We start from the raw sequence: 17499 nt of genomic DNA, 5'->3' as shown, positions 1-17499 counted from the left end.
GGCATGGGCGGCGCGGGCAGCGACACCGCCATGGAGGCGGCCGACGTGATCGTGATGAACGACGACCTGCGCAAGCTGCCCGAAACCATTCGATTGTCCCGGCGCACGCACACGGTGCTGTGGCAGAACATCGCGCTGGCGCTGGGCATCAAGCTCGTCTTCCTGCTGCTCGCGCTGTTCGACAACGCCACCATGTGGATGGCGGTGTTCGCCGACATGGGCGCGAGTCTGCTGGTGGTGTTCAACGGGCTGAGGCTGCTGCGCGGGGGCCGGTCTCAGTAACCGAAGAAGATGGCGGACGAACCGTTGGGACCGTCGACGTACTGCCCGCTCAGCAGCATCTCACTGCCGTCCCGCGTGATGGCCGTGGCCCGGCCCAGATGCTGATGGCTCACGGACCTGGGCCCTTTCAATCGTGCCTTGCGCAGCATGGGCTTGGTGGGATCGGGGTTCTCGACGAAGTAGTACGCTGCGCCCGTGTTCGAACCGCCCGTGCCGCCCTCGTTCACGAAGTCGGCCGCCCGCCGCAGGCCGATGTGGTCGCTGTCGTCTTCGAGCACGCCGACCAGCAGGCGAGGACCGTTGGGATTGACCATCGACACGCTGATACCAAAGCGGTCGGCGGCTCGGGGCGCGGGCGCCAGCAACACCGAGTGCTGGCTCCATTGCGCACCCTGGTGGCGGTACACGGTCACCTCGCCCGCGGCCGATCGGGCGATGCTGCCATCCGTGGGCTCATGGCTCTTGTCGGGGTAGCCCACGGCCAGCCAGTCGCCCTGCGGGGCCATGGACACGGCCCCACCGAACCCCCGGTAGGCAGCGGACGATGGGCCCGGGTTCGGCGACATGCTGAGGTCGCGCAGGGTCGGTGGCGCGAAGCCGATCTGAACCGGCGCGGGCTTGGCTCCACCGGACCATATCCAGTCCATGTCATACACGAACACCCCGCCGGCGCCAGAGCCGTTGTAGGACCCGCACGGCGCACCGACGGCGACCCGTTGCGCGGATTGGTCCGCCGAGAGGGCGACGCCGAAGCACGCGTACGTCGGATTCTGCTGAAGGACGGGCGGCTTCACATAAGCCCTGAAGCTGTAGAGATCGCCGCTGATGGCATAGGCATACACGGCGCCGCGGTCCTCGGCCGTCTTGTTGTCCAGCACCGTCGAGTCGATCGCGCCCGACAAGTACACGTCGCCGCTCGACCCGCCGTCTTCATTCGGCGCGCCGACGAGGAGCCGTCCCTCGTTGCTGATGGCCACCGAGGCGCCGAAGGCATCGTCCTTCCTCGCGTTGGGCGCTTTGATCCGCGCCACGATGGACCAGGCTCCATTGAAGTGGCGGTACACGCGCACGCCGCCTGACCCGTCCACCCCTGTCGCGGTACCGGCCAACGGCGGATTGACCCCATCCTCATCCGTGGGCGCGTCGTCACCCGGCATGCCCACCGCCAGCCACTCGCCGTTGGGCGACAAGGCCACACTGGCGCCGAAGTGGTCGAGCACGGATCCACCTTCGGCAGGCACGCCGGTCGAGCGCAGCAGGGTCGTCGGCAAGACCGACCAGGACGCACTGTCTTGCGCGCGCTCGTAGACCAGCACCATGCCGCGCTCACCATTGAAACCCGGCATGCCCACCGCCAGTACGTGCGTGGTGCCGCGCTTTCCGGTGGCCATCACACGGCCCTGGGAGCCATCGTCCACTGCCTGGTTCGCACTGACGATCGAGCCGGCCAGGTCGCCGGTCACCATGGCGGTCCCGGCCGCCAGGTCACAGCCGCTGGCCCCACAAGCCGTGACCCGGTACTTGTGGTTCATCGCCTCCACCAGGCTCAGGTTGGTGAAGCTGATCGAAGGACCAGCGGACTGCGCCACCTCCAAGAAGTTGTCGGTGCCATCGGTGGCGTCGACGTCTCTTTCGATGCGGTATTGCGATGCACCGGCCACTGTTGGCCAATCGAGTTTCAGGCCACGTTGTGCAACAGAAGTGATCGTCAGCGCGATGGCCGGCGTGCCCGACCCGGTGCCAGGATCGGGAATCGGCCCCGTGCCCGAGCCGGGGGGTGGTGACGCTGGCGGTGAACCCGAGGGTGGCGGTGCCGCGGGCGGCGGTGGCGATGAAGGGGGTGGTGGCGGCGGGCCGCCGCCCGGCGCGGGGCTCGGGCTCGGGCTCGGGCTCGGCGTTGCGTTCGATCCTCCCCCTGTTCCACCACCATCGGCGGGCTCATCCACCCCGCCACCACAAGCACTCAGATACACCACCGCCATCGCGGCCGCGAACCACCGCATCGAACGACGCACCGTCGGCATTCCTTGTTCCTTCACCGCCATTCCATTCATCCGTTCAATAACCAAAGAAGATCGCCTGCCCGGCGGGCCTGCTCGAATCGCCCTTGTATTCACCCGTGAGCAGGAGTTCAGTGCCGTCGCGCGTCATGGCCGTGGCCTGGCCCAGCATCTGGCGCAGCATGCGCTCGGGCGCCTTCAATCGGGCCTTGAGCACCAGGGGCTGGCCGGCGTCGAGGCGTCCGGCGAAGTAATAGGCCGCACCGCTCTCCGGCGTGGCCACAAAGTCGTCGCGCGCGATGTCCGATGCGCGCATCAGACCGTTGTGCCGGCTCCCGTCGTGGTCAGCGCCCACCAGCAGCTTGAGCCCGTCTTGACCATTGACCAGGGACACGCTGACGCCGAAGCGGTCGCCATCGATGGGCACGGTGGACGCGGGTCTTGAATGCTCGTTCCAGGTGCCGCCCAGGTTGCGGTACAGGAAGGCCTTGGACCCGTAGGCATAGCCAGCGGCCAGCCAGTTGCCGTCTTGGCTCATGGACAGGGAGCCGCCGAGGCCACGGAAGGCGTCCGAAGAGAAGGGGGGGTTTTCGTTGGTCGAGGAGAGGGGCCGGCCGCTGCCCGGTCCGAAATCCCGCTTCAGCGTCCAGAAGGAAACGATCGGGGATGGGTAGCTCGGCGGTCCCGGGGTCCAGGCAATGTCGTAGAGCACCACGCCACCGGCGGCCTCGCCGTTGTACGAGGCACGGGGTGCGCCCACGGCAACCCGTCGCGCGAGGGAATCGATCGCGATGGCCGCGCCGAAGTGCAAGGTGGTCTCGTTCCCGATGATGGGCGGTTTGATGTACCCCCCGAAGGAATAGCCCGAGGGGCCATTCGCGTAGGTGTACACGGCGCCCCGGTCCACGGCGGTGGCCGGGTCATCGCGCAACTCCGGCGCATCGCCGGACGCCGGCAGATACGTGCCGGAAGCCGCGGGGCTGTCCTCGTTGGGCGCGCCCACGATCAGGTGGCCTTCGTCGCTGATCGCTACGGCGGTGCCGAAGGCGTCGCCCGGTCCCGCATTGATCGCCTTGAACCAGGAGTGCTTCTCCCATTCGGTGCCGGCGTAGTGGTACACCTCCACCGCACCCGAATCTTCAACCTCGCTCATACCGGCATTCAGCGTGGGGTTGACGCCCAGTCTCTCGGTCGGCGGCCGCGGCCGCCGGTCGCCCGGTATGCCCACCGCCAGGTACAGCCCGTTGGGCGAGAGCGACACGCTGGCGCCGAAATGGTCTTTGAGCGCCGGCAGCGACGACTGCTTCGCCAGGGTCTGAACCAGAACCCAGGCGCCGCCATTGGTGAAACGTTCGTAGACCCTGACGATGCCCCTGCCCTGGTTCGCCCCGGGCTGCCCCACGGCCAGTACGTGCACGTTGTCATAGCGCACGGCAGTGGCCATGGCGCGCGGAACGTTGTCGAGCGAATCGTCCAGCAGCGTGTTGTCGATCATGGTGGTGATCGAACTGGCGAGGTCGCCGCTCACCGGCGGGGTCGTGGCCGTTGCCAGGGCAGGGCCTATGGACGACAGGGCCACGACCCGGTACTTGTGGTGTATGGCTTCAGCCAGGGGAAGGTCGGTCAAGGTGCGGGAGGTGCCGGGGGCTGCCACAAAGCTGCCGCCAACGATCACGAAGTTGTCGACACCGTCGTTGGCATCGACATCGCGCTCGATCCGGTAACCGTTGGCGCCTTCCACCGCGGGCCATTCGAGCTTCAAGCCCCGCTGCGGCGCGGACGTGATGGTGACGGAGAACGGCACAGCCGGCGGGGCGCCGGGATCGGGAATCGGCGCGGAGCCCGATCCCGGTGGTGGCGCCGCAGGGGGCGTGCCCGCTGGCGGCGGAGGCGGCGGACTGCCGCCCGGGGCCGGGCTCGGGCTGGGACCAGGGCTTGAACCGGGCGCCGCGCTGGGGCTGGGGGTGGCGCTGTGTCCCGAGCCGTCGGCGTCGCTGGGCGCATCCCCACCACCACCGCCGCAGGCGCTCAAGTACACCGCGGCCATCGCGGCCGCGAACCACCGCAATGAACGACGTTCCATCTGCATGTCTTCTTCCTTCAGGGATCTCGGGCGAGCGTGCGACCAGGCGACATCCGCCAGCGTGCGATCCGGGCCTGCCCACCACCCGGTGAGGCGACAAGGTATCGGTGCGGTGTGCGTTCGGGTATCCGCAGCCCGCCCGAGGCCGGCCCGGCAAGACGGCCGATGACCCGATGGCTTGACCAGAGAAAACGGTGAGGAAACGCGCAGCGAGCGCGCTGGCGCGCCCGCCGCTCAGAGCCCCTGCTGGTCGGGCTCGTCCAGGCGCACCGGCGTGGCCTGCGCCAGCGCCAGCCACACGCCCAGTGGCAGTTGCGGCACCGCGCGGCGCGGCGCCTCGCGGCGGATCTCCCAGCCCATGGCGCCGCTGTCGACCAGCACGCCGCAGTCCTCGGGCACGTCGCCTTCATCGCCCACCGGCCGGCCCTTGGCGTCGCGGCCCAGCACGTACCAGACTGCGCCCGCCATGCCCAGGTAGGCCGCGCGCTTGTCCGCCTTGCGCAGGTCGGACAGCAGGTCCGCGCGGCTCACCTTGATCTCGTGCACCACCGGCTCCAGCCAGTCGGCGCGCGAGCTGCGGCGGATGGAGTACACGTCGGGACAGGCCATCACCCAGTCGTTGGCCAGTGGCTCGTCCGCGCGCGGCAGGGGTGCGCGCAGGGCCAGGCCGCACCAGGCCAGGCGACCCGCGCGCGCCTGCTCCAGCGCCACGCGCTGCACCAGGGCCTCGTGCGCCGACAGCGCGGCGCGGTTGCGCGCGTAGATGCGCGCCAGCAGCGCGATGCCTTCGTCGCTCACGCGCAGGTGCTCGCGGCCCGCGTCGTCGAAGCAGCGCAGCAGGCAGCCGGCCGCGATCAGCTCGACCTCGATCGCATCGTGGCAGGGCCAGCCCGCCGAGCGGTGCATCTCGCGCAGGCGCTGGTGGTGGCGCCGGGTCAGGGGAAGAGGCAGGGAAGAAGGCTCGCTCACGGGGGGATTCTCGTTCCGTATGATCCCCGCTCCGTGTCCGCCGAACCCGTCTCCGAGCCCCTGCGCGTCGCCGTGCGACGCCTGTGTGACTTCGCGGCCCGCGCGGGCGATCTGGACCACCGCTTCACGCCGGCGCCCAGCGCCTTCGAGGGCATTGCGGGCCATGCCAGCGTGGCCGCGCGTCGGCCCGCGCACTACCAGCGCGAGCGCACGCTCAGCGGCCTGTGCGAAGGCCTGCTGCTGCAGGGCCGCGCCGATGGCTACGACCCGCAGGCCCGCCGCCTCGACGAAACCAAGACCCACCGCGGCGACCCGACCCTCATCACCCCCAACCGCCAGGCCCTGCACTGGGCGCAGGCGCAGGTGTACGGCTGGCTGCTGTGCGAGGCCGAGAACCTCGACGCGATCGAACTCGCGCTGGTCTACTACGACATCGACAGCGGCCACGAGACCGTGCTCACGCGCCAGGGCACGCGCGAATCGCTGCGGGCCTTCACGCAAGACCTCTGCGCGCGCTACCGCGACTGGGCGCGGCAGGAAGCCGAACACCGCCGCGCGCGCGACGCGGCGCTCGCGGCCACGCCCTTCCCTTTCGACGGCTACCGCGCCGGCCAGCGCGAACTCACCGAGGCCGTGTTCCGTTCGCAGCGCGCGGGGCGCCACCTGCTCGCGCAGGCGCCCACCGGCATCGGCAAGACGGTGGCCACGCTGTTCGGTGCCCTGCGCGCCATGCCGGTGCTGGGCAGCGAGCAGTTGCTGGTGCTCACACCCAAGACCACGGGCCGCGCCATCGCGCTCGACGGCCTGCGGCGGCTGAACGCGCGGCCCCTGCGCGTGCTGGAACGCCTGGCGCGCGAGAAGGCCTGCGAGCACCCCGACAAGGCCTGCCACGGCGAGTCCTGTCCGCTGGCGCAAGGCTTCTACGACCGCCTGGGCGCCGCGCGCGAGCAGGCCGCGCGTGTGGCCTGGCTGGACCGCGAGGCCCTGCGCGACGTCGCGCTCGCGCACCGCATTTGCCCCTACTACCTGGCGCAGGAGATGCAGCGCTGGGCCGACGTGGTGGTGGGCGACGTGAACCACTGGTTCGACCTGAACGCGCAGGCCTGGTCGCTCGCGCAGGCCGAGGGCTGGCGCGTGCAACTCTTGCTGGATGAGGCCCACAACCTGGCCGAGCGCGCGCGCCGCATGTACAGCGCCGAGCTGGACCCGCAGCGATTCGGCGCCTGGCGCGCGCAGGCGCCGCGGGCCCTGAAGGCCACCATGGACGCGGTTCACCGCGCCTGGGGCGCACTGGCGCTCGACGAGCCCGACACCCCGGCGCTCGACGACGCCCTCCCGGCCGCCTTCATCGCCACGCTGGGCCGCCACGTCGCCACGCTCACCGACTTCATGGCGCGCCACCCGCAGGCCGCCGTGGGTTTGCAGCCGTGGTTGTTCGAGGCGGTGCACTTCCTGCGCGTGGCCGAGCGCTTCGGCACGCACTCGGTGGTGGAGCGATCGCCCGGACCACCCACGCGGCGCGGCAAGCCGCGCCCGCAGCTCGCGCTGCGCTGCCTGTTGCCGGCCGAACTGCTCGCGCCGCGCTGGGCCGGCGCGCACGCGGCCACGCTGTTCTCGGCCACGCTGGCGCCCATGGCGCACGCGCAGCGCCTGCTGGGCCTGCCCGAGCCGGTGGCGCGCATCGAGGTGGCCTCGCCCTTCGACCCGGCCCAGTGGTCGGTGCGCGTGGCGCGCGGCCTGTCCACCCGCTGGGCCGACCGCGTGCGCACCCTGCCGCGCCTGGTGGACGAGCTCGGCGCGCACTACCGCGCGCAGCCGGGCAACCACCTCGCCTTCTTCAGCAGCTTCGACTACCTCACGCAGGCGATGGAAGCGTTCCGCGCCGCGCACCCGGACGTGGCCGTGTGGTCGCAGTCGCGCAGCATGGACGAGGCCGCGCGCGAGGCCTTCATCGCCCGCTTCGTGGAAGGCGGCCAGGGCATGGGCTTCGCGGTGCTGGGTGGCGTGTTCGGCGAAGGCATCGACCTGCCCGGCTCACGCCTGGTGGGCGTGAGCATCGCCACCCTGGGCCTGCCGCCGCCCGATGCCTTGAGCGAGGCCCTGCGCGAGCGCCTGCAGGCCACCGGATCGCAGGGCTGGGCCGACACCTACCTCTACCCCGGCCTGCACAAGGTGGTGCAGGCCGCCGGCCGCCTGATCCGCACACCGCAGGACCGGGGCACGCTGCTCTTGCTCGACGAGCGCTTCGCCAGCCCCGAGGTGCGCGCGCTGCTGCCGCCCTGGTGGGGCGTGCGTTGAGCGAATCGACGGCTCGGCCGCCGCGTCAACCGTCTTCGCGGGGCTCGATGGGCTCGAGCTCCTCCGGCGGCAGCGGCGTGACGAGCACGCGCGCGATGCGCCGGCCGTCGACCTCCAGCACCTCGAAGCGCCAGCCCGCGCCGTCAACGAACTGCCCCTGGTGCAGCAACTCGCCCGCCATGGAGTGCATCAGCCCCGCCACGGTGGCGTAGCGGCCCTTGTCCTCGTCGGGCAGCGCCTCGATCTCCAGGCGCGACTTCAGCTCGGCCACCGGCATCGCGCCGTCGACCTCCCAGGCACCGTCCCCGAGTTCACGGGCCCAGGCATCCACCGGAAGTTCGGGCGAGAGCTCGCCGGTGATGGCCTCCAGCATGTCCAGCGGCGTGAGCAGGCCCTGCACCACGCCGTATTCGTCCACCACGAACACCATGCGCGTGGCGCGCGCGCGAAACTGCTCCAGCAGCTCCATGCCGGTGAGCGTCTCGGGCACGAAGGCCGCCGGCTGCACGTGCGCGCCCACGGCGCCCCGTTCGCCCTCGGCCTGCAGCGCCAGCAGGCGCGGCACGTGAATCACGCCCACCACGTCTTCCAGGCCACCCCGGCACACCGGGTACCAGGAGTGCCCCGAGACCGCGGCCTGGCGCAGCGCATCGTCCACGCCGGTCGCCGCGTCGAGCCACTCGATGTCCGATGCCCGCACCATGATGGAGGTGAGCAGCCGGTCGTCCAGCCCGAACACGTTGCGCACCATGCGGTGCTCCTGCGCCTCGATGATGCCGGCGTCCACGCCCTCGGCCAGGCTGGCCTCGATCTCTGCCTCGGTTACCACCTGCGCGGCCGAGTTGTCCACGCGCAGAGCCTTGAGCACCCACTGCGTGGTGTGCGTGAGCAGCCACACGAAGGGTTTGGCGCCGCGCGCCACCGCCGCCATGGGGCGCGAGACCCAGCGCGACACCGCTTCGGGGTAGAGCTGGCCGATGCGCTTGGGCACCAGCTCGCCGAAGACGATGGTGATGAAGGTGATGGCGGTGACCACGATCGCGGTGGCCAGCACGCTGGCCACGGTGTCCTCCAGGCCGAACGACTGAAGCCAGAACCCGAGGTCGTCGCTGAACGCCGCCTCGCCCACGATGCCATTGAGCATGCCGATGGAGGTGATGCCCACCTGCACCGACGAGAGGAACTGCGTGGGGTTGTCGAGCAGCTCCAGCGCCGTGTGCGCGCCCTTGTCACCGGCCTCCGCCATGGCCGACAGGCGGGCCTTGCGGCTGGAGGCGAGCGCGAGCTCGGACATCGCGAAAGCGCCGTTGAGCAGCGTCAGGAAGACGATGAGGACGATATCCATAATGGGGCGATGGCAATGTATCTCATCGGTGATGTGCAGGGATGCGACGAGGCCCTGGGCCGCCTGCTCGATGTCGTCGGCTTTTCGCCGAGCCGTGATCGGGTCGTGGTGCTGGGTGACCTCGTCAACCGGGGCCCGGCCTCGCTGGCCGCGCTGCGCCGGCTGATGGCGCTGGGCAGCAGCGGGCAATGCCTGCTGGGCAACCACGATCTGCACCTGCTCGCGGTGTCGCAGGGCGTGCGCCAGCCGCACCGCGGCGACACCGTCAACGACATCCTGCGCGCGCCCGACCGCACGGAACTGCTCGACTGGCTGCGCCAGCGCCCGCTGGCCTTGATGGAACGCGGCTGGCTGCTGGTGCATGCGGGCGTGCTGCCGCAGTGGGACGCGGCCGAGGCGCTGCAGCTCGCGCACGAGGTCGAGACCGTGCTGCAGGCACCCGACTGGAGCGATTTTCTGCACCAGATGTACGGCAACCGGCCGGCGCGATGGGACGCGGCGCTGCAGGGCAGCGACCGCCTGCGCGTGATCGTCAACGCCTTCACGCGTCTGCGCTTTTGCACACCCGAGGGCGAGATGGAATTCGAGACCAAGGACGGCGCCGGCGCCGCCCCCGACGGTCACTTTCCCTGGTTCGAAGTGCCCGGGCGGCGCACGGCGGACACACCGGTGGCCTTCGGCCACTGGTCCACGCTGCGGGGAGTGGAACGGCCGGGGCTGCTGGCGCTGGACACGGGCTGCGTGTGGGGCGGCTGCCTCACGGCCGCGCGGCTGGGCGCGGGGCCGGGCGAGGTCGAGCGTTTCGAGGTGAAGTGCCCCCAGGCGCAACGCCCGGGGAAGTGATCCGGCGAACCCTGCTCAGGAGTTGGCCGGCGGTGGCGCACTGGACTTGAACAGCGCGGGCACCTTGCGGCGCTGCTTGATGTTGGGCGACAAGCCCTTGGGCGCGTTCGCGCGCTGCGCCGTGTCCCACTGCGGCGGCGGGGCGTCGGCGCTGGCGGGCTTGGACTCGTAGGGCTGATCGAAGAACGGGTCGGCCGGCGGGCGCGAGACGCGCGGGGGCGAGGGCGCGCGCGGCGCACGGGGTTCGCGCGGCTCGCGCCCGCCGTCCTCGCGCTGCCAGGCGCGCTGGCCGTCGTTGAAGCGGCCGGCCGGGCGGCGATCCTGCTCCAGCTCCAGCGCCTCGATCTCCAGCTTCTTGCCCAGCAGCTTTTCCAGGTCGCCCACCAGGCGCGCGTCGCGGCTGGAGACGAAGGACACCGCCAGGCCCGAGGCGCCCGCGCGGCCCGTGCGGCCGATGCGGTGCACGTAGTCCTCGGCGTTGAACGGGATGTCGAAGTTGAACACCGCCGGCACGTCCTTGATGTCCAGGCCGCGCGCGGCCACGTCGGTGCAGACCAGCAGGTCCACGTTGCCTTGCTTGAAGGCGTCCAGCGCCTTCAGGCGCTCGTCCTGGCTCTTGTCGCCGTGCAGCGCGGCGGTGTTCAGGCCGTCGCGCTCCAGCGAGCGCGCCAGGCGCGCGCAGCCGAGCTTGCTATTGACGAACACGAAGGCCTGCTTGATCCCGCGCTCGCGCAGGATCTGTCGCAGCGTGCCGCGCTTGTCGTCGTCGTCGACGCGGTAGAAGTGCTGCTCGACCGTGGAGGCCGTGGCGTTGGAGCGCGCCACTTCCACGGTGATGGGGTCTTGCAGGTAGCTGTTGGCCAGGCGCTTGATCTCGGGCGAGAAGGTGGCCGAGAACAGCAGCGTGGTGCGCTGCTTGGGCAGGTAGCTCAGGATGCGCTGCAGGTCGGGCAGGAAGCCGATATCGAGCATGCGGTCGGCCTCGTCGAGCACCACGTACTCGACCTGGTTGAGCACCGCGTTCTTGGCCTCGATGTGATCGAGCAGGCGCCCCGGTGTGGCCACCAGCACCTCCACGCCCTTCTTCAGCTCCAGGGTCTGCGGCTTCATGTCCATGCCGCCGAACACCACGGTGCTGCGCAACTGCGTGTATTTGGCGTAGAGCTTGACCTGCTCGGCCACCTGGTCGGCCAGTTCGCGCGTGGGCAGCAACACCAGGGCGCGCACCGGGTGGCGCGCGGGCGAGGTGGAGGCGTTCTCGTGCTTGAGCAGGCGCTGCAGCAGCGGCAGGGAGAAGGCGGCGGTCTTGCCGGTGCCGGTCTGGGCGGCGCCCATGACGTCGCGCCCGGTGAGCACCTGCGGAATGGCCTGCGCCTGGATGGGCGTCATGGTCTCGTAGCCCATTTCGGCCACGGCCTTCGCCAGCGCGGGCGCGAGATTGAGTTCGGAGAAGCTTTGGGTCATGTCGGGAACGCCGGGGTGGCGGTAAGCCCGCTATTGTCGCACCCGAGCCACAACCCCGCCCCGTACGGGTTCGCCCCCCTCAGAGCGAGCTTGCTTTGAACGTGTCGCAGGCGCGCACGTCGCCCGTCTCCAGCCCCTTGTGGAACCAGCGCTGGCGCTGCTCGCTGCTGCCGTGGGTGAAGCTGTCGGGCACCACGTGGCCCTGGCTCTTGCGCTGCAGCGCGTCGTCGCCGATGGCCGCCGCGGCGTTCAGCGCCTCCTCCACGTCGCCGGGTTCGATGACCTGCCCGCTCTTGTGGTTGTGGTTCGCCCAGATGCCCGCGAAACAGTCCGCCTGCAGCTCCAGTCGCACCGACAGCGCGTTGTACTCGCGCTCGCTCGCGCGGCCCCGGGCCTTCTCCATCTGCTCGGTGATGCCCATGAGGTTCTGCACGTGGTGGCCCACCTCGTGCGCGATCACGTAGGCCTGGGCGAAATCACCGGGCGCGCCGAGCTGGCGGCGCAGGGTGTCGTAGAAGCTCAGGTCGATGTAGACCTTCTGGTCGCCCGGGCAATAGAACGGCCCCATGGCCGACTGCCCGGTGCCGCAGGCCGTGGGCGTGGCGCCGCGAAACAGCACCAGGCGCGGCTTCTGGTACTGCGCCCCGGCGGCCTGGAAGATGGCGCCCCAGGCGTCCTCGGTGCCACCGAGCACGGCGGCCACGAAGCGGCCCATGTCGTCGGTGGGCGCGCCGGCCTGGCCCTGTGGCGCTTCCATGGGGGCGGGCGACTGCAGGCCGCCGCCGTCCAGCGCGCCCAGGATGGTCAAGGGGTTGATGCCGAACACCCAGCCCGCGATCAGCGCGATGGCGATGGTGCCGATGCCGATGCCCCGGCCGCCCCCGATGCGCGGGATGCGGCCCCCGCCGCCGGGGCTGTTGCGCCGGTCCTCGATCTGGTCCGACTGCCGGTTGTTTTCCCATTTCATCGCGAAGCTCCTTCACCCGGTGCGCGGGCGCTGTCGCGATGGTAGGTCAGGCCTTGGGCAGCGTCACGCCCACCTGGCCCTGGTACTTGCCGCCACGGTCCTTGTAGGACACGTCGCAGACCTCGTCGCTTTCGAAGAACAGCACCTGCGCGCAGCCCTCGCCCGCGTAGATCTTGGCCGGCAACGGCGTGGTGTTGCTGAACTCCAGCGTCACGTAGCCTTCCCACTCGGGCTCGAAGGGCGTCACGTTGACGATGATCCCGCAGCGGGCGTAGGTGCTCTTGCCCAGGCAGATGGTGAGCACGTTGCGCGGGATGCGGAAGTACTCCAGCGTGCGCGCCAGCGCGAAGCTGTTGGGCGGGATGACGCAGACGTCCTTGTTGATGTCGACGAAGCTGTTCTCGTCGAAGTTCTTCGGGTCCACCACCGTGCTGTGGATGTTGGTGAAGACCTTGAATTCGGGCGCGCAGCGGATGTCGTAGCCGTAGCTGCTGGTGCCGTAGCTGATCACCCGCTTGCCGTCGACCTGGCGGACCTGGCCCGGTTCGAAGGGGTCGATCAGGCCGTGCTGCTCGGCCATGCGGCGGATCCACTTGTCGCTCTTGATGCTCATGGGCGGCGATTGTAGGCAGCGGCCATCGGCGCGATCTCACCGATTCATTCTTTCACTTAGTTGCGAATAGTTCGCATTTGTGTTTATGATCGGCACATGCCTTCCGTCAAACCCGCCAACGCCCCCTCGCCCGCTTCGCCCGTGCCCGCTCCTGCGCAGGTCCCGGCCGTGCAGGTGCAGTTCGGCCAGCTCAGCGGTGGCCGGCGCGACGTGTTCATCGAGCACGACGGCCAGCACTACAAGCTGAGCCTGACCGCGCAGAACAAGCTGATCCTCACCAAGTAGGTTTCGCCGGCGCGCCACGGCGCGCGCCATCGCCTCTTCCAGCCAGCCAGTTGCCGCTTCGCGGCGCGCGAGCCAGCCCGTGTCTTCCACAACACACAACGGGTGCGCTCGTGCCACGCCATTTCCATTTCACTTTTCCCGCCTTCCATCCCGTCGCACTCGCCTGCGCGCTGCTCGCAGCCGCGCCGGCCCTGGCGCAAACCCCCACCAGCGGTGCCACCACCACGGCCTCGGCCGGCTCGCTCAAGCCGGTGGTGATCTCCGGCTCGCGCAGCGAACGCGCGCTCGACGACGTGCCCGCGCGCATCGACGTGATCGAGGGCGAGGCGCTGGACCCGACGCGCGCGCAGGACATCCGCGAGCTGGTGCGCGAGCTGCCCAATGTGGAGGTCCGGCGCGCGCCGCAGCGCTTCGGCGCCGTGACCGGCTCCACCGGGCGCGACGGCAACGCCGGCTTCAACATCCGCGGCCTGGACGGCAACCGCGTGCTGCTCACGGTCGACGGCATCCGCATGCCGCGCGAGCTCAATAACCAGGTGTTCGGCGCCGCCGCCTTCGGCCGCGACTACTACGACCTGGGGCTGATCTCGCGCGTGGAGATCCTGCGCGGCGCGGCCTCGGCGCTCTATGGCTCCGACGGGCTGGCCGGCATGGTGTCCATGACCACCACCGCGCCGAAGGACCTGCTCAAGGACGGCCAGACCTTCGGCGGCCGCGTGGGCGTGCGCACCGACACCGAAGATGAGAGCGTGGGCACGGGCGTCACGCTCGCGGGCATCGCCAGCGAGCGCCTGCAATGGCTGGGCAGCGTGCAGGTGGGCCGCGCGAAAGCCCTCGACAACCAGGGCGAGAACCACTCGCTCAACAGCAACCGCACGGCACCGAATCCGCAGAAGGACAAGAGCGTGTCGGCGCTGGGCAAGATCATCCTCACGCCCGGTGGCGGCCAGACGCACACCTTCGCCGTGGAGCACGTGGACAAGGAGACCGAGGTCGAGGGCTACACGGGCCGATCGCCCAGTGCCAGCGGCGTGCAGGACCTGGACGGCACCAGCGAGATGCAGCGCACGCGCGTGAGCTGGGACGGCCGCTTCCAGCTGCAGTCCATCTGGGCCGATTCGCTGCGCGCCACCGTGGGCTACCAGCAGTCCGAGTCGCGCGAGTGGTCGCGCGAGCTGCGCACCGCCGTGCCCAACGTGCGCGAGCGCGACGTCACCTACACGGAAGACCTCTGGCAGGCCGTGCTGCAGGCCGAGCGCACGCGCTCGCTCGGCCATGGCTGGGCGCACACACTGGTCTATGGCGCAGACGTCTCGGTGGCCGAGCTCGACAACCTGGTCACCGGCGTGGCCGGCCCGGCCTACGAGACCTACCCGCTGCAGCGCTTCCCCAAGACGCGAGAGACCAACAGCGCGCTCTTCGTGCAGAGCGAGTTCGTGAGCGAGCGCTGGAGCCTCATCCCTGCGCTGCGCTACGACCGTTTCTCACTCAAGCCACAAAGCAGCCCGCTGTATCCCCTGGAGCCGGCGGAGCTGTCCGACAGCGCGCTCTCGCCCAAGCTCGGCCTGATCTTCCGCCCCCAACCGCACTGGCAGGTGTTCGCCAACGCGGCGGCGGGCTTCAAGGCGCCGAGTCCGCTGCAGCTCAACAACTTCTTCCAGAACGCGCTCGCCAACTACCGCACCCTGCCCAACCCGGACCTCAAACCCGAAACCAGCCAGACCCTGGAGCTGGGCGCGCGCGGCGAGCAGGGCCGCTTCAACTGGCTGGCCACCGCCTTCACCGGCCGCTACAAGGACTTCATCGAGGACAACGTGCGCGTCGGCGGCACCGGCGCGCCGGGCAACCCCATCCTCTTCCAGGCCGTCAACCGCGGCCGCGTCAAGCTCAGCGGCTTCGAGCTGGAAGGCCGATGGGCCGCCACGCCGGCCACCACGCTCAAGCTGGCCTACGGCCAGACGCGCGGCCGCGACACGCTGCTGAACCAGCCGCTGAACTCGGTGAACCCGGCCAAGCTGGTGATGGGCGTGGACCACCGCATCGCCGACTGGACGCTGGGCGCCGTGCTGACGCACGCCGCGGCCAAGGACGACGCGGACATCAACCGCACGAACACCCCCCAGCAGTTCGCTACGCCCTCGTGGACGACGCTGGACCTGCGCGCCACCTGGCGCATCACGCCCGCCACGCGCCTGAGCGCGGCGGTCCACAACGTGACCGACCGCAAGTACTGGCTGTGGAGCAGCGTGCAGGGCGTGGCCAGCAACCTGGCCACGTTGGACGCCTACACCTCACCCGGCCGCAGCCTGTCGGTGGCGCTGGTCACCGACTTCTGAGTTTTCCAGGAGCAACACCATGGACACCCACGAGATCCGGACCGCTTACCAGGCCGCCCGCGCCAAGGGCCTGCGCGCCCGCGACGCGGCCGCCGCCATCGGCGCGAGCGAGGGCGCGGCCCTGGCCACGCACATCGGCGCCACCGATGGCCCCACGCGCGCCGTCGCGCTCCAGGCCGACTGGCTCGCGCTGCTGCAATCGCTCAGGCCCTGCGGGCCGCTGCTCGCGCTCACGCGCAACGAAGGCGTGGTGCACGAGAAAACCGGCGTTTACGAGAAGCTCTCGGGCGAAGGCGCGATCGGCCTGGCCCTCGGTGAAGACATCGACCTGCGCCTGTTCTTCCACCAGTGGCACGCCGGCCTGGCCGTGACCGAACTGCCGCAGAACCCCGGCAACGAGGCCCTGCCCAGCCTGCAGTTCTTCGACCGCCACGGCACCGCCGTGCACAAGATCTACGCGCGCGAGGCCACCGATCGCGAGGCCTGGCGCCGCCTCATCGAGCAGTGGCAGGACCCCGCCGCCGCGCCCGCCTTCGAACCCGTGCCCCCGCCCACCGCCAAGGCACCCGCCTCGGTCGACGCCAAGGCCTTCTCCGAGGCCTGGGGCGCCATGACCGACACGCACCAGTTCTTTCCGCTGCTGCGCCAGTTCGGCGTCGAGCGCCAACAGGGTTTTCGCCTGGTGGAGGGCCGCTACACGCGCCGCGTGGACCGCCACGCCGTGCGCGACACCCTCAACGACGCCAGCATCGACGGCACGCCGATCATGGTCTTCGTCGGCAGCCCGGGCTGCATCCAGATCCACACCGGGCCGGTGAAACGCGTGGAGCCGATGGAGGTGAGGGGCCAGGTCTGGCTCAACGTGCTCGACCCGGGCTTCAACCTGCACCTGCGCGAGGACCTCGTCGACGAGGTCTGGGTCGTGGAAAAGCCCACCAGCGACGGCGTGGTCACCTCGCTGGAAGCCTTCGACGCGGGCGGCGAGCTCATGGCCATGTTCTTCGGCGCGCGCAAACCCGGCCAGGCCGAACGCGGCGCCTGGCGCGACCTGCTTGCGCAACGGCCCACGCTGGACGCGCCGTCCCTGGCCTGAGGCGCGCGCCATGGCACACCATTCCCCCCACCGCCGCGCGCTGCTGCAAGGCACCGTCGCCCTGGCCGCCGGCAGCGCCCTGCCGGCCTTCGCACAAGGCCAGGCACGCGCGCCGCGCCTGGTCACCGTGGGCGGCGGCATCACCGAGGTGGTCTACGCGCTCGGCGCGCAGGACCAGCTCGTGGGCACCGACACCACCAGCCTGTACCCCGCCGCCGCGCTGGCCACGCCCAAGGTGGGCTACATGCGCCAGCTCTCGGCCGAAGGCCTGCTCTCGCTGCGGCCCGACGCCGTCATCGCTCAGGGCGACGCCGGCCCGCCCGTGGTGCTCGACCAGTTGCGCTCGGCCGGCATCAAGGTCGATCTGATCGAAGCGACGCACGACTGGCCCGAGGTGCGCCGCAAGGTGCAGGCCGTCGGCCGCGCCGCCTCGAAGGAGCGCGCCGCGCAAGAACTGCTGACCACGCTGGACGCGCAGTGGGAACAGACGCAACGGCGCGTGAAGGCCCACCCGGGCACGCCACCGCGCGTGCTGTTCGTGCTGGCCCACAGCGGCAGCCCCATGGTGGCCGGCGAGGCCACGGCGGCCAACGCCCTCATCGGCTTCGCCGGCGCGCGCAACGCACTCTCGGGCTTCAAGGGCTACCGGCCCATGACCGCCGAGGCCATGGCCGCCGCCGCGCCCGAGGTGATCCTCACCACCACGCAAGGCATCGAGGCCGTCGGCGGCGAAGCCACGTTCTGGCGCCGCCCCGAGGTGCAGCTCACGCCCGCCTGGCAGCGCCGCGGCAGCGGCCGCGCGCTGGTGCACCTGGACGCGCTGGAGCTGCTGGGCTTCGGCCCGCGCATGCCTGGCGTGGTGAGCGGACTGCACCAGCGCCTGGTGGCCGCGTGAACACGCTCGTGCGCGTGGCCTCCGCC

13 protein-coding genes and 1 pseudogene are annotated in these 17499 nt (G+C 70.5%); 7 read left to right on the top strand and 7 right to left on the bottom strand.

All coding sequences use genetic code 11. The features are described from left to right. Positions 1 to 282, top strand: a pseudogene (locus VLG41_RS09890) (cation-transporting P-type ATPase); the annotation flags it as partial. On the opposite strand, the gene VLG41_RS09885 reads toward VLG41_RS09890, so the two are convergent. The 3 genes from VLG41_RS09885 to VLG41_RS09875 all read right to left on the bottom strand — a co-directional run bounded on the left by VLG41_RS09885 (position 276) and on the right by VLG41_RS09875 (position 5334). Further along, positions 276 to 2327: an FG-GAP repeat protein gene (locus VLG41_RS09885; protein WP_325349221.1), complete on the bottom strand. Its 2052-nt coding sequence runs from the start codon at positions 2325 to 2327 to the stop codon at positions 276 to 278. The pseudogene VLG41_RS09890 and the gene VLG41_RS09885 overlap by 7 nt on opposite strands. A gap of 13 nt (positions 2328 to 2340) precedes the next feature. Then, a complete protein-coding gene (locus tag VLG41_RS09880) occupies positions 2341 to 4044 on the bottom strand; it encodes a hypothetical protein (protein WP_325349220.1) in 1704 nt (567 codons plus the stop codon). Between the two features lie 555 nt (positions 4045 to 4599). Next, complete coding sequence (locus VLG41_RS09875; RefSeq protein ID WP_325349219.1) at positions 4600 to 5334, bottom strand: hypothetical protein; 735 nt, start codon at positions 5332 to 5334, stop codon at positions 4600 to 4602. A gap of 33 nt (positions 5335 to 5367) precedes the next feature. Here VLG41_RS09875 and VLG41_RS09870 point away from each other — a divergent pair, with 33 nt between their 5' ends. Next, positions 5368 to 7632, top strand: a complete 2265-nt coding sequence (locus VLG41_RS09870; protein ID WP_325349218.1) for an ATP-dependent DNA helicase — start codon at positions 5368 to 5370, stop codon at positions 7630 to 7632. 25 nt (positions 7633 to 7657) lie between these two features. On the opposite strand, the gene VLG41_RS09865 is transcribed toward VLG41_RS09870, so the two are convergent. Then, positions 7658 to 8977: a hemolysin family protein gene (locus VLG41_RS09865; RefSeq protein ID WP_325349217.1), complete on the bottom strand. Its 1320-nt coding sequence runs from the start codon at positions 8975 to 8977 to the stop codon at positions 7658 to 7660. 9 nt (positions 8978 to 8986) lie between these two features. On the opposite strand from VLG41_RS09865, the gene VLG41_RS09860 reads away from it, so the two are divergent. Continuing rightward, positions 8987 to 9820, top strand: coding sequence for a symmetrical bis(5'-nucleosyl)-tetraphosphatase (locus VLG41_RS09860; protein ID WP_325349216.1), 834 nt, complete (start codon positions 8987 to 8989; stop codon positions 9818 to 9820). A 15-nt stretch (positions 9821 to 9835) separates the two neighbouring features. Here the strand turns inward: VLG41_RS09860 and VLG41_RS09855 are convergent, their stop codons facing one another. From VLG41_RS09855 to dcd, 3 genes are all read right to left on the bottom strand, one after another. Then, complete coding sequence (locus VLG41_RS09855; protein WP_325349215.1) at positions 9836 to 11284, bottom strand: DEAD/DEAH box helicase; 1449 nt, start codon at positions 11282 to 11284, stop codon at positions 9836 to 9838. Between the two features lie 79 nt (positions 11285 to 11363). Beyond that, complete coding sequence (gene ypfJ, locus VLG41_RS09850; RefSeq protein ID WP_325349214.1) at positions 11364 to 12251, bottom strand: KPN_02809 family neutral zinc metallopeptidase; 888 nt, start codon at positions 12249 to 12251, stop codon at positions 11364 to 11366. A gap of 46 nt (positions 12252 to 12297) precedes the next feature. Beyond that, positions 12298 to 12864, bottom strand: coding sequence for a dCTP deaminase (dcd, locus tag VLG41_RS09845; protein WP_325349213.1), 567 nt, complete (start codon positions 12862 to 12864; stop codon positions 12298 to 12300). A 96-nt stretch (positions 12865 to 12960) separates the two neighbouring features. On the opposite strand from dcd, the gene hemP reads away from it, so the two are divergent. The 4 genes from hemP (at position 12961) to VLG41_RS09825 (ending at position 17473) form a co-directional block, all read left to right on the top strand. Beyond that, positions 12961 to 13149 carry a hemin uptake protein HemP gene (gene hemP, locus VLG41_RS09840; RefSeq protein ID WP_325349212.1) on the top strand — a complete coding sequence of 63 codons (189 nt, stop codon included), beginning with the start codon at positions 12961 to 12963 and terminating at the stop codon, positions 13147 to 13149. Positions 13150 to 13259: 110 nt separating this feature from the next. Beyond that, positions 13260 to 15485, top strand: coding sequence for a TonB-dependent hemoglobin/transferrin/lactoferrin family receptor (locus VLG41_RS09835; RefSeq protein WP_325349211.1), 2226 nt, complete (start codon positions 13260 to 13262; stop codon positions 15483 to 15485). 19 nt (positions 15486 to 15504) lie between these two features. After that, positions 15505 to 16578, top strand: a complete 1074-nt coding sequence (locus VLG41_RS09830) for a hemin-degrading factor (protein ID WP_325349210.1) — start codon at positions 15505 to 15507, stop codon at positions 16576 to 16578. A 10-nt stretch (positions 16579 to 16588) separates the two neighbouring features. After that, the gene (locus tag VLG41_RS09825; RefSeq protein ID WP_325349209.1) at positions 16589 to 17473 is read left to right on the top strand and encodes a heme/hemin ABC transporter substrate-binding protein; all 885 of its coding nucleotides are present in this window, start codon (positions 16589 to 16591) and stop codon (positions 17471 to 17473) included. Positions 17474 to 17499: the final 26 nt, after the last annotated feature.

It is taken from the genome of Hydrogenophaga sp. (genome assembly GCF_035481345.1).
Classification (GTDB): Bacteria; Pseudomonadota; Gammaproteobacteria; order Burkholderiales; family Burkholderiaceae_C; genus Hydrogenophaga.
Note: the sequence above shows the minus strand (reverse complement) of the source record. Positions and strands in the feature narration are given on the sequence as shown.

What these genes read in the sequence shown, in the direction of transcription:
- VLG41_RS09885 (WP_325349221.1), bottom strand. Translation starts at nt 2,327, where the DNA reads ATGGCGGTGAAGGAACAAGGAATGCCGACGGTGCGTCGTTCGATGCGG.
- VLG41_RS09865 (WP_325349217.1), bottom strand. Translation starts at nt 8,977, where the DNA reads ATGGATATCGTCCTCATCGTCTTCCTGACGCTGCTCAACGGCGCTTTC.
- VLG41_RS09860 (WP_325349216.1), top strand. Translation starts at nt 8,987, where the DNA reads ATGGCAATGTATCTCATCGGTGATGTGCAGGGATGCGACGAGGCCCTG.
- VLG41_RS09855 (WP_325349215.1), bottom strand. Translation starts at nt 11,284, where the DNA reads ATGACCCAAAGCTTCTCCGAACTCAATCTCGCGCCCGCGCTGGCGAAG.
- ypfJ (WP_325349214.1), bottom strand. Translation starts at nt 12,251, where the DNA reads ATGAAATGGGAAAACAACCGGCAGTCGGACCAGATCGAGGACCGGCGC.
- dcd (WP_325349213.1), bottom strand. Translation starts at nt 12,864, where the DNA reads ATGAGCATCAAGAGCGACAAGTGGATCCGCCGCATGGCCGAGCAGCAC.
- hemP (WP_325349212.1), top strand. Translation starts at nt 12,961, where the DNA reads ATGCCTTCCGTCAAACCCGCCAACGCCCCCTCGCCCGCTTCGCCCGTG.
- VLG41_RS09830 (WP_325349210.1), top strand. Translation starts at nt 15,505, where the DNA reads ATGGACACCCACGAGATCCGGACCGCTTACCAGGCCGCCCGCGCCAAG.
- VLG41_RS09825 (WP_325349209.1), top strand. Translation starts at nt 16,589, where the DNA reads ATGGCACACCATTCCCCCCACCGCCGCGCGCTGCTGCAAGGCACCGTC.